Consider the following 14804-nt stretch of genomic DNA (forward strand, 5'->3'; position numbering starts at 1 on the left):
CGGATAAAAGGTACTCCGGGGATAACAGGCTGATCCTCTCCGAGAGTCCACATCGACGAGGGGGTTTGGCACCTCGATGTCGGCTCATCACATCCTGGGGCTGGAGAAGGTCCCAAGGGTTTGGCTGTTCGCCAATTAAAGTGGTACGTGAGCTGGGTTTAGAACGTCGTGAGACAGTTCGGTCCCTATCTGGTGCGGGCGTAGGAAATTTGAGGAGATCTGACCTTAGTACGAGAGGACCGGGTTGGACGAACCGCCAGTGTATCTGTTGTCGCGCCAGCGGCAGTGCAGAGTAGCTGCGTTCGGAAGGGATAAGCGCTGAAAGCATCTAAGTGCCAAGCCCACTCCAAGACTAGATTTCCCAGCTTTATGCTCTAAAGGCTCCTGGAAGAGTACCAGGTTGATAGGTCACAGATGTAAGCACAGTGATGTGTTCAGTCGAGTGATACTAATAAGCCGTGAGACTTGATCATAAAATTCTATCTCGTGCCTCGAGATAGGATTACAGATCAAATCCTAAATACGCTCAACTCAAGAATTTGACTCAGATGTATTTGGACTCCCTGATTACGCAGGGAGTGACCTTGATATTTTAGTGATAAGCTATTTTTCCGGTGGCGATGGCGTGAGGGCCACACCTGTTCCCATTTCGAACACAGTAGTTAAGCCTCACAGCGTCGATGGTACTGCATCCTTGCAGATGTGGGAGAGTAGAACGCTGCCGGGTTAAATTAGAAAGCCCGCTTCAGATGAAGCGGGCTTTTGCTATTGGTCTATTTGTAAATGATGCCACACAAGAAACCCACCCAAAGGGTGGGCCACCTGCCCTACTTGGCTTGTTTGGGGGCGACCGACGCGCAACATCTCCAAACATGTTTGTAGAGGCCACCCGTCCGGAAAAGTAACCTGCAACATTGTCGGACAGCGTCTGCTGCCCCTAGAAGTTCTCCTTGATGAGCTCCACTATTGCTTTGGCCGTCTTCTTGACCGCGTCACCGGTTCCGCCCGAGTAACCGGTCCCGCCGGACTTGCCAGTCACCTCGTAAGAGCCTATCGTAGCACCGCTGCCGCCATCGATGAACGTGACTTCGGTCGTCAATGAGGCTTTACCCGCAAATGCGCCAAGGAAGAATCGCGACGCCCCACTTACCTTCTTCACACTGGAGACAACAGCCTTTATTACGAGAGCTTTCTCACAGTTCTCGGCACATGTGCCGAGCAAAGCTGTCGGGAAGTACCCTTCTTTATTAAGCCTCTCAAGAAACTCCACCTCTAAATCATCCATTTGCTGTGATACGTCATCAACAATGGACGACTCAGTACTAAAGTAGATGGAGGTAAACGGGCTCAGGTTCGTCTCGAGCGGACGAACTGCCAATGCCTTGCTTCCGGCACAGCCTACCTGCAATAGCAGCAGACCGACTGCTGCTAATGAAAGCGCGATCTTACCGATCTTCATGATATATCTCCTTGCATTAGTCGGTACTTACGCGATATTCAATGTCGTCATGTCAGATCGGTGCTCAGAAGCGCAGCGTGAACGTGACTCGCGGCCCGTCTGCCGTGATGGAAATGGCAGAAGGTTCCAAGGGAACACGCTCCCACTTCTTGCTTGCCGAGCCGACCGCCAAACCGATCAGACCGCCGCCCAGCGTGAACCCAATGAAGACGGGCGCGACCGCGTCCTCATTGACCTCCATATAGGGGTCGGATTTAACCTCAGCGTAACCCAGCAATGCCGCGGACAGCCCCATCGCGGCTCCAATCATGAACCCGGTGCCAGCTCTGGAGCCCTTATAGCGGTCCATGGCACGAATCTGTTCGCGTGGAATACTGAGCCTCTCCCCACCGGACTTCGTCGCAGTGAGGCTGTCGGATGTGAGAATTCCGTCTCTGGCTTCGATGCGCTGCCCGTTGTTCAACAGGACCCGGAAACGATCAAAGTCAACGATGTCCTGTGCCGCGGCTTGCTGTACGGCAAATAGAGCAGCCACAAAGACCAGCGCTGACAAATGGAATGTTTTCATAGACTCATCCCTTCCCAGTCAAGGGCAGGTCTTTCCGAGACCTGCCGATCTATGACCTATTCCTACTGTCCATATTCATTTCCGCACCGGCACTGCTGAGACGGCGCACGTTGTATAGCATGAATCACATCTCACCGTCTTGGCGCCCAATTCAGCCCCTGTCGTCGTTCGCATTCCTTAGTATCAAATCAATCATACTTGGTCTGCCGCTCTTTGTCAAGGCAAATGGTGCTATCTTGGTGCACGGGGAGAGGCTGTCCCACAAGTAAAGTAGGGCAGGTCTCCCCGAGACCTGCCAATGTATACAATATTCCTACTCTCCATACTTCCCGTCCAAGACCGGCACGCCTGCGGTTCCCCAATCCGGGGCGTAATATCCCTCCTCCTGATATTCGCGAAAAGAAGAGAAACGCCAGTCGCATGGACTGTCTGCATAGTCATGCTTAACCGGATTGTAGTGAATGTAATCGATATGCCTGTTCATGTCATCTTGATCCCTGATCATGTGGTCCCAAAAACGACTTTGCCAGATACGACCACAATCCCTATGTAAGGCGTAACTGACCTTCTTTGAAAACGAGAGTTTCACCTTCTGGATGATTGATGAAAGGTTACATTTGCAGGGATCTATTATCATATGAGTATGATCCGGCAGCTCGACATGAGCAATGAGGCGGAAGACCATTTCGTGCATGTATTTCATGAGTGATTCCCAGAAGAGATGATGATGCGTTATGAGTATGCTCCGGCGCCTATAAGTTACCATTGTTATGAAGTAGATTTGACCGTCCGAAAAATGACGAAGCAGTTTTGACATTTGCAAACTCTCTTCAAGTCGGCAGGTCTCGGGGAGACCTGCCCTACGTGCTGCAAGCTTCTTTCAGATCGGCAGGTCTCGGAAAGACCTGCCCTACTTGGTTTCTCTATCAGCCCCTGTCATCAATCACATACTTCGATATCACTGCTATCATACCACGATCGGCGAATCGTGTCAAGGCAAAATGGGGCAGGCCGGGTGGCGAGTCCTGAGCTTCAAAGGGTCTGCCGCCCACGTTGGGAATCAACCCTTGACAATCATCATAGCAGGAAGGGATTCCTAACGGCGCGAAAACCGCAGAGGTTTTGACCGACCTCAGAGTTAGAAGATGCCGAAGACTCTGCTGCCGGAGCGCATCACGCCGATGGTCAGCACAATCGCGCGGTCATCGTAGTCGTTGAAAGTCATGCTGTATTCGACAGTCGCAACCACGCGGAAATCATAAGTCCGAAATGCCAACATGCCACCCTTGAGTAGAATTTCGAATCCGTCATCGGCTTTGTCTTCCCGATTATCGTAGGCAGCAGGGCTGGCATATGTAGTCTCGTGCGACACCGCATGAAAACCGACACCAGCGCCGACATACGGACTGAAGTCTTTGTTGCTGACCAAATAGAGGCACCCAACATTGAGCGCGATGCCGTTTCGAATTCCGAGCAGTGCATCGACAGCTATATGCCGCATTTCAAAGATACTCCTGAAATCCCAGACGAAGAACCGGTCTTTATTGTCGTAATTGTCGTAGCCATCCTGCGGGTAGAGGTAACCGAATCCGATTCCCCAGGATGAATTCGCCTTACGCTCCTTTGATTCCTGCGACTCCTTCTCGGTCACGGTGCCGACCTCGATAGTTTTCTCTACAGGTTTCTGCTGAACAATACTCGCAGCAACCCGCTTTGCCACCTGATCAAGTTCTTCGACCTGCAATGCGGTCAAGTCATCAGAGAGAAGGGTCTCTCCTGAGGAGACATCGATTAGATGATATTGAAAGATGATCTTCTCGCCAAGCCTGTTCAAGCTACCGTAGACAACTTTCGATGCGCCCGTCATCGTTCCAATTTCTGCTGCACAGGCAGCATCCGCGCAAGTCCGATCGCCCATTGCTGATAGGACATCATTCTCGGAAACGATTTGGTATTTGTTCAACTGCGTGATCTCGGAGACCAGAAGCTGATGGACTGTCTCCTGAGTCGAGGCGTCAACACCTATCCCACTGAGCGGAAGAACCGCCAGTCGTTCCTGCGCCCAACAAATCTGTTGGCAGCTCAACAGAATCAGCGCGATCGCAAGGATTGTAATTCTCATATGATATCTCCCTCGATTAGCGGTATGCGAAATGTGTTTGGTTGCAGATCTTTTATCTGCTCTTCGATGCAAAGCTAATCCAAAACAACTCGCTTTGTCAAGGAAGACCTTTGCTTTATTGGTGCATGGGGACGAACGCCAACCACAGAAATTTGGCCGTCAGGAAGGGATATTCCTGACGGCGCGTGGAGAGACTGATATCGAACAGCTTCATACAGAGTGGTGACTTGGACAAGCCGTCTTCGTGTGCGTTTGCAGCCCGATCGCCGAGAAGTATCTACAGCTTGTTCAGTACTCTGAGCACTGAACTAACATCGTTCATGATATAGCAATGGATGACTTTCACTCCACTCTCAAACAACTCCGTGCATTGTTTGACAGCCCATCTCTCACCGATCTCAAGCGCATGCTTCGGATTCTGCTGTACATCGTCTACGAGTTCGTCAGGCAGGTTCACATGGAAGTTCTTCGGCAGACTGGTCAACTGTCGGGCGCCGGAGATGATCTTGATGCCCGGGATTATGGGAACGTCTATGCCGGCCTCCTTGCAGAGCTTCACGAAATTGAAATAGTCGGCATTGTCGAAGAACATCTGAGTTACAACATAGCCAGCACCAGCTTCAACCTTCTGCTTCAGCATTCGGATTTCACTCTTCATATTCGGAGATTCGATGTGCTTCTCCGGATATCCGCCAACGCCTATACACATCGGGATTGGTTCGGAGTTCTCAATCTCTTCCAGGTAGTCACCTCGCTGCAGTCCTGCAAGCTGCTCTACAAGTTCATTCGCATACCGGTTAACAGTCCGGCCGCTGTGAATTGCTTTCTGGTAATTGATTTCATCACCTCGAATAGCAAGCACATTGTGAATGCCCAGGAAGTTCAGCTCAATCATCACATCCTCGGTCTCCTCGCGGGTGAAACCTCGACAGAGTATGTGTGGGACTGTATCGACCTTGTAACGATTTTGTATAATCCCACATATGCTGATTGTGCCGGGACGCTTCTTCCTTATCCGACGGACCACAACGCCATCATTCAATTCAGAATAATGCGCTTCTGCAGAGTGCGATGTAACATCAATGAAGGGAGGATCGTACGGAATGACCTGCTCCACAATATCGAGAATATCCTGGGCCGACTTCCCCCTTGGTGGAGGGATGATTTCATAGCTAAGTACCGGTTTGCTCAGTCTTTCTATGTGCTCTGTTACGTACATATGAACCGTCCTCGCGTGATGAATCGCACACTGAACCGCACGCTACACACCCTTCTGCATGATCGGCTTAGTTTCGTATGCAAGGTTCGCAGATAGCCACTTCTCGATTTCATGTACCGACATCTTCTTTCGCCTGGCGTAGTCAGCAATTTGATCCTTGCCAATCTTGCCGACTGCGAAGTAACGCGAGTCTGGGTGACCGAAATAGTATCCGCATACTGAAGCTGCCGGATGCATCGCGAAGTTCTCCGTCAGTCTAATCCCCACCGTGTTAGCCACGTCGAGAAATTCGAACAGGGTCGGTTTCTCGCTGTGGTCCGGGCAGGCAGGATAGCCTGGCGCGGGTCGAATGCCAGCGTATTTCTCTTTTGCCGGCTCTTCGTTTGTGAAATGCTCGGACGCTGCATATCCCCAGAACTCAGTTCGAACACGCTCGTGAATGCGCTCTGCCAGCGCTTCCGCAAGACGGTCAGCGAGAGCTTTAGTCATAATTGCGCTATAGTCATCACCGTCTCTTTCGAACTTCTGTGCAAGTTCCGCCACCCCGAATCCGGCCGTCACAGCGAATGCTCCGCAGTAATCTTTCAAACCGCTGTCCTTCGGAGCCACAAAATCCGCGAGAGAGTGACATGTTGTCACATTCGCTTTAGGATTCTGTTGACGCAGACAGTGAATTACAAACTCAACGGTGGTCCTGCTATCATCTGTATAGACCTCTATATCATCGCCAACGGAGTTTGCAGGTGCTAATCTCATGACCGCTCGAGCAGTCAGTAGCTTTTCCCTCGCAATCCTGTCGAGGAGTTCGAGCGCGTTATCATGCAGGATCTTGGCCTCTGATCCTATCTTCTCGTTTTCAAAGATATCCGGAAACTTGCCCACCATATCCCATGCGATAAAGAACGGAGTCCAGTGGATGTAATCAACAAGCTCAGAGATCGGATAATCATCAAACACTTTCACGCCAAGCAGATGTGGTTTTGTAGGATTGTATCCGTTCCAGTCAATCGAGAACGCTTGTGCTCGAGCCGTATCGAGAGATAACAGTCGTGTAGAACTGCTGCGCGTGACATAATCATCTCGGCATTTAGCATACTCTCCGGCGATCTGATCGGAGAACTCGCCTCGCTTTTCTTCGCTGACGAGATTACCCGCTACCGCTACGCTCAGCGATGCATTTCGCACATAGGCTACGGTTCCACAGTAAGCAGGGTCGATTTTCAGAGCGGTGTGGAGCTTTGAAGTAGTAGCTCCACCGATAAGCAATGGAGCTTTGAGACCATGCCTCTTCATTTCGGTCGCTACATGAGTCATTTCCGCGAGAGACGGTGTGATGAGGCCAGACAATCCAACGATGTCGACATCTTGTTCGACGGCAGTTTTGATGATCTTCTCGGCAGAAACCATTACGCCAAGGTCTATAATCTCATAGTTGTTACAGCCAAGTATAACTCCAACTATGTTCTTTCCGATATCGTGCACATCTCCCTTGACAGTAGCAAGGAGGATCTTTCCTCTCGAACTTCGACTATTCTGCGTGTTCCCAGCCTCGATGTCAGGCATCAACTCGGCCACTGCCTTCTTCATGACTCGTGCTGACTTGACCACTTGTGGCAGAAACATCTTACCGGAACCGAACAGCTCTCCGACTCGGTTCATGCCATCCATCAGCGGCCCTTCTATCACCCGCACTGCGTTTTCGTATTCTGCCAGCGCCTCGTTCACATCATCTTCTATGAAATCTGTTACCCCGTGGACGAGCGAATGCGACAATCTTTCCTCAACTGAAGAAGTTCGCCATGAAAGATCTGCTTTTCTTGTTTTCGTTCTCCCTGAGATTGTCGATGCGAGTTCTGTCAATTTCGCGGTTGCATTCTGGTTTCTGTTGAGAATAGTGTCTTCTGCAGCATCTCTGAGTTCTGATTCGATTTCATCATAAACGGGTAGCTGCCCTGCGTTCACGATTCCCATATCCAGGCCTGCGCGAATCGCATGGTAAAGAAATACGGAATGCATAGCTTCTCGAACAGCATTCTGACCTCTGAAAGAAAACGACAGATTGCTCACACCGCCGCTAATACAAGCGTGGGGCAGTGTTCTCTTTATAGCCTCACACGCCTGTATGAAATCTACGGCATAGTTGTTGTGCTCTTCCATGCCGGTTGCAATGGCGAAGACGTTCGGATCGAAGATTATATCTTCTGGAGCGAAGGCAACTTCATTCACGAGTATGTTGTATGCTCGAGTGCATATCTCCATCTTACGTTCGAACGAATCCGCCTGGCCTTTCTCGTCCATAGCCATCACAACGACTGCGGCGCCATATCTGGCAACCAGGCTCGCTCTGCGTTTGAATTCTTCCGCGCCATCCTTGAGACTGATCGAATTGACAACGCCTTTTCCCTGAATGTGCTTCAGACCGGTCTCAAGTACTTTCCAATCAGAGGAGTCAATCATTATGGGCACCCGACTGATGTTTGGTTCTGATGCTACATGATTAAGAAACTCCGACATCGCACTGACCGAATCAATGACAGCGTCATCAGTATTGACATCTATAATCTGCGCGCCATTTTGCACCTGTTGCAGCGCCACTTCAGCAGCCGTTTCAAACTCACCTGCTCTGATCAATCGGGCGAATTTCGCGGACCCGGCCACATTGGTTCGCTCACCGATATTCACGAAGAGGGAATCCTGATCAACCACGAGAGGTTCAAGCCCGCTCAAGCGAAGAGCCTTATCGATCTGCGGCACATTTCTGGGTGACAAAGAGCCTACTCTGCGCGCAATCTCCGATATATGATCAGGTGTTGTTCCACAACATCCACCGACAATATTGACAAGGCCATCCTGAGCGAAATCTTCCAGTATAGAGGCCATCTGTTCGGCAGATTCGGTATACTCACCGAATTCGTTGGGAAGACCGGCATTCGGAAAAATCCCGACCATCGTGTTGGCAACTCGTGAGAAATCGACCAGGTACGGTCTGAGAGCCTCAGCACCGAGTGAACAATTCAGACCGACACACAATGGTTTTGCATGTGCAATCGACAACCAGAAAGCCTCTATAGTCTGTCCTGATAGAGTTCTGCCACTTGCATCCGAGATCGTGCAGGAAATCCAGATGGGCATATCAATGTTTTGTTCCTCGATGATCGTCCGCGCGGCAAACAGCGCAGCCTTGGCGTTCAGGGTGTCGAAGATAGTCTCAACGAGGAGGATATCGACTCCTCCGTCAAGAAGTCCGCGGATCTGTTCTGCATAGGCATCTCTCATCTGTTCGAACGTCACCGCACGATATCCGGGTCGGTTGACATCCGGAGATATAGAGCATGTCTTATTAGTCGGTCCGATCGAGCCTGCCACAAAACGAGGCTTCTCAGGATTGGTCTCGCTAAACTCGGCTGCAACTCTGCTGGCAATCTGCGCTGCAGTGAGATTCATTCTGTATACATGTTTGTCGGTTGCATAGTCCGCCTGGGAGATTGCACTGGCATTGAAAGTATTAGTCTCGATGATGTCAGCGCCAGCCTGCAGGAATCTCCTGTGTATGTCTTCGATAACTTCAGGACGAGTCACTGACAGAATGTCGTTATTTCCTTGAAGACTGCATTCGTGATCAGCGAACTCTGATCCTCGGAAATCATGTTCTTCGAGTCCGTGCGACTGGATCATTGTACCGGTCGCCCCATCAAGAACCAGAATCCTCTGCGTTAAAGCCTCAACAAGCAGATCTTTTCGAGATACCACCAGTACAGTCCTTTCATAGCCATGCCGATTCACCTGAAGTACTACTACGTAACAGCATAACTCCGGCTGGGTGCCCGTCCGACTCGTAAAGTTATGACACTTATGCCGGCATTTCAAGCCATTTCTCCAGCTCTGCCATGCTCTGAAATGTCTATGCGATCAGGGATTCACATCGGAGCGAGTTCCTTCGTCATCTAACCGTACTCAGGGTGGCTGTGATCCTGGAACAGGGCTGCGATTCCCTGCTCCGTCAGGACACGCAAGGATGCTGACCTGCAAACTGGCGTACGGGGGCGTACGGGGGCGTACGGTAACCACGAGATGATGCGAATCCAGACGATGTCATTCCCGATGGCGCAGGGAGTTACGATATCCAGATCATGTTGGCGTAGCATAGGCGCCAGCCTTTATCAGTTCTCTGAACTGTCATCAAGTACCCTGCGCCCGAAAGTCCACCGGTCGAATAGCTGTAATACAGCACGCCGTATTCACCGGTCTCGTCAAACCCGACACGTGAGAAATGGACAACTGCAGACGGTCCGAACTTCTCGCGCATATTGCTCCAGAACATTCCGTATTCGTCACCTTCGAATGAATCGAGCTCTTCGTTTGTGATTATCTGCACCGGAACCATCGCCGAGAATTTGTCCTCTAGTGAGCAACTCTCTCTTCTTTCGAGGTCAGCGATCATCGCTTTTCGTGTTTCTAAGTCAATCGAGTCCGGCATACGCTCGGTATCGATCCCGTGTGAATCCCCGATGTTCGGATCCGTTGTATTGGAGACGACCAGCAATTTCAACCTCGGTATCACGTAATCAGGACGCTCGCTCTTAATGAATGCATCGAGTTCATCAAGTGGTTCTTCATCGGTCAGGATCATCTCGTAGATTTCATACTCCGCTTGTGTCAGACAGCTGTCCGCCGGTAATGCCACCTGTGTGCGTAATACCATAGGCACCACTGCTGCAATGACAATAGCGATCTGTATCAATCTGTGGTGAATCACTCTGTTCATGGCTCCTCCCTTGCCAAAGCGGGTTTCACAACCCTTATATCTTAGCAGACGGATTATTCCCTGATTTGCAGAAGGGGGGACCTGCGCATTGCCATCACAAATGTCTTGAAAAAGGTATGAATGAAACATAACTTCTATCGAACCGTATGCACGTAATGAGAAGAAGGGAACTTGATGCACGAAAAGACACCACCAGCCAGCGGAGTCGTGGCACCCGTTGGACAGGCAGAGCGGATTGCTTCAGTCGACGTCCTGCGAGGAGTCGCACTTCTCGGAATCCTGTTTATCAATATTGAGTTTTTTGCGCTACCGGCTGCGATGTATTTCAATCCCAGTTTGTCCGGAGGATTCACCGGTATTAACCTGTATGAATGGTTATTCGCATCGACCTTTTTCCTGAACAAGATGATGGCGATCTTTTCGATGCTCTTTGGAGCCGGTATTGTGCTACTGTATGAGCGGTTCGAGGCTCGAGGTGTGCCACTCGGTGGAGTGTACTACAGACGAGTGCTCTGGCTGCTGCTGTTCGGACTGATACACAGCTACTTAATCTGGTACGGCGACATCCTGGTCACCTATGCGATCTGTGGTTTGTTGTTATTCCTCTTCCGGCGTAAGTCTGCGAGATTTCTGATGATACTTGGAATTGTAACGTTGCTCTTTGGCTTGCTTATTCAGTTTGGCTCCGGCTTTCAATTCAAGATGCTGAGGAGCGCATCGGAGCAGGTTGAGGTCGCTCGCGCTGAGGGTAAGGCAGTGGCTTCGTATCAGGAGGCGATGGCGGAAGCCTGGAGTGAAATCGAGTCGATGTTCAAAGTGACGGACGAGGAAATCGCGGCAGAAACTGAGGCATATCGCGGCGGATATTCGGAGAATCTCGCTCAGCGAGTGCCCGAGACAATCATGATGCAGACGCAGGCATTGGCATTTGTGATGTTTTGGCGTGTTGCAGGACTCATGCTTCTCGGGATGTCTCTGATGAAGCTGCGAGTGTTCTCTGCCGGAAGGTCAATGCGATTCTATGTGGGAATGGCTGTCATCGGTTATGCCATTGGGCTGCCACTGACCATATTCGGCACCAATTCGATGATCGCTCATGAGTTTGATATTGTCCATCGATTCATGATCGGAAATCAGCTCAACGGCATCGGTAGCGTGCTGGTGGCGCTCGGACATGCCGGTGTAGTTCTTGCTATTTGCAAATCGGGTACACTGTCGGGATTGCGCCGCCTGCTTGCTGGTGTTGGGCAGATGGCACTGACAAACTACCTGATGCAGAGTCTCATTTGCACTGCGATTTTCTACGGATTTGGCTTCGGCCTTTTCGGACGGTTTGAGCGTTTCGAGTTACTCGGATTCGTGCTCGCAGTGTGGCTACTCCAGCTGGTACTCAGTCGCTGGTGGATGAACCGGTTCAGGTTTGGTCCGGCTGAGTGGGCATGGAGATCGGTGGTCTACTGGCACAGGCAGCCTATGCGAATCGCTGATTCTAACCGTGCCGCACCCTCAGGAAGTTGATCCTGAGGGCACAAGGGTTACTAAAATGACCAATTCACGATCGGGAATACCGGGAACGCGCCATTCTGTCTGATAATGTTTACGATACCGATCTGCAGACCCCGCATTGTTCCGGCATAGTTTACCACCCCGAGCTGGAATCCGCTTGCCGATCTGGCATGGTTTACAATGCCCCACTGGAATCCCTCGAAATGACCCTGTACGATGTTGACACCGTTATCCTGCCATCCGACGAAGTCATTCTCCACCAATCCGACGACCCCATACTGTAGCCCTTTGGATACGCCGGTTGTTGTGTGGTTCACAAGCCCAATATCCAGGCCCATTACGGACACACTTCGGCCGTATATGAAGTTGAGCCTAAGGCCTTTTATCGGGTTATCTTCCGGGAATATCTGAACCGGCGTGAAGAGGGAAATTTGAATCGGCTTGTCCTGGGCAAATATCGACGCAGGAACGAGAAAGAGAGTGACGATGGCGAAGCCCAATAGAATAACGCACCGCTTTGGCATTCTGTCCTCCGATCAAGTGTTCAAAGAGGTTAGATAGATTCTTTGGGAAAGAGGATGCGCGGTATCCCAATTGGGGTCAACTAAAACTTGGATGATGTCTGAGGGGATTCTATTCGTCTATCTGATGATGGGGGAGGGCCGCGAGGACTTGAGACTGCTCATTCGTGCAATCTCCGCCTCTGCCTTTGAACGGTTCTCGAAGTCACGGACGATGCCCTGAATGAGCTTCTCTTCGCCGACCTCGAACATGCTCGCCGAGACAACAGCATGAATAACATCACCGTTTTTCTTTCTGAAAGGGATATGGAAATTCATGTGCCCGCTTGCGCTGATCATTTCAATTGCTCTGCGGGATTGAGCAAGCGCCTCTGCCGGATGAAGATCTGTTGCCTTGAGACGTAATATCTCAGCCTTCTCAAATCCGAACAGTTGCAGTGCTTTGGCGTTCGCGTCGACAATCTGGCCGTTGTACGTATAAACAATGATTGCATCATTGGAGTGCTGGAAAAGCTTCCTATATCTGTGCCGATTCTGATGAAGTGCTTTCTCTGTATTTCGGATCTGGGTTACATCTCTGAAACTCCACACGCGACCCGAGAGCTTTCCGTCTTTGATCAGGGGTCTCGATATCCGCTCGAAGCAGCGACCATCCTTGAACATCAAAGTGTCAAAATCCTCAGCTTCGGATTTGTAGAGCTCCTTCACTCTTGCGAGGAATGCGTTCGGATCAGCCAGTTGATCCAAAACGTAATTCAGCAGTCTCTCATCGTCGCGGGCAGCGATCAATTCCGGAGGAACCCGCCACATTTCAGCGAATCTCTGGTTTGCAAGAGTAACGTTGCCGCTCTCGTTGACTACAAGTATTCCCTCGCCGACGGACTCCAGTATTGCGCTGAGAAGTGGCTGCTGTATGTTAGATGTGTCAGGCAATTTGCAACCCATATATCTGATTAGTTGATCTCATGTCAGCAGACGCTTGAGTGTCCGATTCATCTCTAACAGTATCGGATAATTTGGGGATTGGTTTAGCGATATATGCTGCAGTTCCGGTGTGTCACACCGACTTGCGGCAGCTCCCGAACTAATCATGATCGACTTAGACGGGCTATGAGAGGCTATTTGTAATGTTATCAGGTAGCTTTCGGGGTTTCAGGATTGCTGCTGGGCTGTGCATGTGAGCGGTTTATGGCAACACAATCAAGGCATAAGAACGGGCCGCCTCAGAAGAGGTAGCCCGTATTGAATTCCCCATCAGGGACTCAGTTATCAGGTTTCGGAAGGAGGACTCTTCTTAGCGCTCTTCGCGGTTGGACAGCACTTAGCCTTGTCCTTGCATGCCTCCGCCTTGCCTGCGCAATTGGCTTTGTCCTTGCAGGCATCAGCCTTTCCGGCGCAACCAGCTCCGGGTTTGCACTTGCCTGAGCCACCGCATTTGGCTTTGTCTGCACTTGGACAGCAGCCTGAGGATGGTTGATGGCTTGGGCAGCATGCCTTGCTGTCAGAAATCTTGCCGGATTTATCCGCAGATTTGGTGGCAGGCTTAGCGGGCGTCTGCTCTGCCATGAGTGCGGAAGCGCTCATTAGAGCCAGAATGAGTCCGGCCAGAAGAAACGTAAGTACTGGGTGGTGTTTCATATAGATACTCCTGGGCTATTGAGATGTAGACTCTTCCATAACTGTGAATTGTGCCAGGGCCACGCGATTTCGTGGCTGATGCATCTTCTCATAGTCTGAGTATAGTGGTAGCGATAGATGTATGAATGAATTGTGGCTGTGAGTAAGTTCGCTCTGTATCGCCCTCTGATTCGGTCTTCAGACTGTGCCTCGTCTCCGATATGCGGGAAGGAATCTGCTGGTGAAGATATCTCCGCTCCTCCAGAACGAGGTTCAACTGCGGTGGCATCCGCTTGCAGGTGCATGTTCGTGTCCACGAGTAGGGAAGAAGAGCATACTTCATGCAGACAGGTCTCATCGTCTCCTGTTTCGGGGAACACCGGATTTCTTCGCAGTTACGCTGAGATGGGCAACTGGATCTGCACTCGATTCTGGTTGGCCGCACCTCAGAATTCTTGCTTCTGCTGCCACAGGCCGAAACGCAGAAGAGACACAGGAAGTGCTCCAGTATCAGAACTGCAAGAAATGAGATTAGGGTCGCGGCGATAGTGATGCGTTTCATTTAACCTCTTCTGAAGCTACATTGTATACCCTTGACTTCGGCGGTGGTTCCATGAGCAGTCGTTGATTCCAACCCGGAAAGCTGATATACGGCCGATGCGATTGGCAATGGTGCGGCAGTCGCACCGGCCATTCAGACTGCTACTCGGGCCTTTTAACGTCCTGCCCGGGATCGACTTCGGCAGCCTTCACTGCAGTGAGCTGCCCTTGGGACACCAAATCTGCTCATCACATTCTCCTTCCGTATAGTTCGCCTTCTGTCGGCACACTCGATAATGCCGTTCTTATAATGCTCACTTCTTCTCGTCCGCCGGTCCGCAGCAACCGGATTCCGACTCTTTCGGTGCACATACCATCGGCATGCAGCAGCACTTGTACATTTCCTTCAGGCTCTTGCCTGTCACCTCTATCCGGATACCGTTGTCCGTTTCGGTGAATTTCACCTGTCCGAGCTCTTTCTCCACTT

The 14804-nt window shown here is 50.8% G+C and carries 13 protein-coding genes and 2 rRNA genes; 4 read left to right on the forward strand and 11 right to left on the reverse strand.

The features are described from left to right. Both KKH67_13680 and rrf read left to right on the forward strand, forming a co-directional pair. Nucleotides 1-473, forward strand: a 23S ribosomal RNA gene (locus KKH67_13680); the annotation flags it as partial. 137 nt (nucleotides 474-610) lie between these two features. Then, nucleotides 611-727: ribosomal RNA gene (rrf, locus tag KKH67_13685) — 5S ribosomal RNA — on the forward strand. Between the two features lie 210 nt (nucleotides 728-937). Here the strand turns inward: rrf and KKH67_13690 are convergent. The 7 genes from KKH67_13690 to KKH67_13720 all read right to left on the reverse strand — a co-directional run bounded on the left by KKH67_13690 (nucleotide 938) and on the right by KKH67_13720 (nucleotide 10133). Beyond that, nucleotides 938-1459: a DUF4410 domain-containing protein gene (locus tag KKH67_13690; GenBank protein ID MBU1320231.1), complete on the reverse strand. Its 522-nt coding sequence runs from the start codon at nucleotides 1457-1459 to the stop codon at nucleotides 938-940. A 64-nt stretch (nucleotides 1460-1523) separates the two neighbouring features. After that, nucleotides 1524-2027 carry a hypothetical protein gene (locus KKH67_13695; GenBank protein MBU1320232.1) on the reverse strand — a complete coding sequence of 168 codons (504 nt, stop codon included), beginning with the start codon at nucleotides 2025-2027 and terminating at the stop codon, nucleotides 1524-1526. Between the two features lie 313 nt (nucleotides 2028-2340). Further along, nucleotides 2341-2844 (reverse strand): transposase, encoded by a 504-nt coding sequence (locus KKH67_13700; protein MBU1320233.1) that lies wholly within the window; start codon nucleotides 2842-2844, stop codon nucleotides 2341-2343. 321 nt (nucleotides 2845-3165) lie between these two features. Further along, nucleotides 3166-4149, reverse strand: coding sequence for a hypothetical protein (locus KKH67_13705; GenBank protein ID MBU1320234.1), 984 nt, complete (start codon nucleotides 4147-4149; stop codon nucleotides 3166-3168). Between the two features lie 277 nt (nucleotides 4150-4426). After that, nucleotides 4427-5368 carry a methylenetetrahydrofolate reductase gene (locus tag KKH67_13710; GenBank protein MBU1320235.1) on the reverse strand — a complete coding sequence of 314 codons (942 nt, stop codon included), beginning with the start codon at nucleotides 5366-5368 and terminating at the stop codon, nucleotides 4427-4429. 42 nt (nucleotides 5369-5410) lie between these two features. Then, nucleotides 5411-9118, reverse strand: a complete 3708-nt coding sequence (gene metH, locus KKH67_13715) for a methionine synthase (protein ID MBU1320236.1) — start codon at nucleotides 9116-9118, stop codon at nucleotides 5411-5413. Nucleotides 9119-9482: 364 nt separating this feature from the next. After that, a complete protein-coding gene (locus KKH67_13720) occupies nucleotides 9483-10133 on the reverse strand; it encodes a hypothetical protein (protein MBU1320237.1) in 651 nt (216 codons plus the stop codon). Between the two features lie 174 nt (nucleotides 10134-10307). On the opposite strand from KKH67_13720, the gene KKH67_13725 reads away from it, so the two are divergent. After that, the gene (locus tag KKH67_13725) at nucleotides 10308-11651 is read left to right on the forward strand and encodes a DUF418 domain-containing protein (GenBank protein MBU1320238.1); all 1344 of its coding nucleotides are present in this window, start codon (nucleotides 10308-10310) and stop codon (nucleotides 11649-11651) included. A 20-nt stretch (nucleotides 11652-11671) separates the two neighbouring features. On the opposite strand, the gene KKH67_13730 is transcribed toward KKH67_13725, so the two are convergent. The 3 genes from KKH67_13730 to KKH67_13740 all read right to left on the reverse strand — a co-directional run bounded on the left by KKH67_13730 (nucleotide 11672) and on the right by KKH67_13740 (nucleotide 13798). Next, the gene (locus tag KKH67_13730; GenBank protein MBU1320239.1) at nucleotides 11672-12163 is read right to left on the reverse strand and encodes a hypothetical protein; all 492 of its coding nucleotides are present in this window, start codon (nucleotides 12161-12163) and stop codon (nucleotides 11672-11674) included. Nucleotides 12164-12280: 117 nt separating this feature from the next. After that, nucleotides 12281-13093: a PAS domain S-box protein gene (locus tag KKH67_13735; GenBank protein MBU1320240.1), complete on the reverse strand. Its 813-nt coding sequence runs from the start codon at nucleotides 13091-13093 to the stop codon at nucleotides 12281-12283. A gap of 336 nt (nucleotides 13094-13429) precedes the next feature. Further along, nucleotides 13430-13798, reverse strand: coding sequence for a hypothetical protein (locus tag KKH67_13740; GenBank protein MBU1320241.1), 369 nt, complete (start codon nucleotides 13796-13798; stop codon nucleotides 13430-13432). Between the two features lie 220 nt (nucleotides 13799-14018). Between KKH67_13740 and KKH67_13745 the strand changes: the two genes are divergently transcribed. Then, nucleotides 14019-14306, forward strand: a complete 288-nt coding sequence (locus KKH67_13745) for a hypothetical protein (protein ID MBU1320242.1) — start codon at nucleotides 14019-14021, stop codon at nucleotides 14304-14306. Nucleotides 14307-14631: 325 nt separating this feature from the next. Here the strand turns inward: KKH67_13745 and KKH67_13750 are convergent, their stop codons facing one another. Further along, nucleotides 14632-14802, reverse strand: a complete 171-nt coding sequence (locus KKH67_13750; GenBank protein ID MBU1320243.1) for a hypothetical protein — start codon at nucleotides 14800-14802, stop codon at nucleotides 14632-14634. Nucleotides 14803-14804 lie beyond the last annotated feature (2 nt).

The organism is Candidatus Zixiibacteriota bacterium, from assembly GCA_018820315.1.
In the GTDB taxonomy this organism is placed as follows: domain Bacteria; phylum Zixibacteria; class MSB-5A5; order JAABVY01; family JAHJOQ01; genus JAHJOQ01.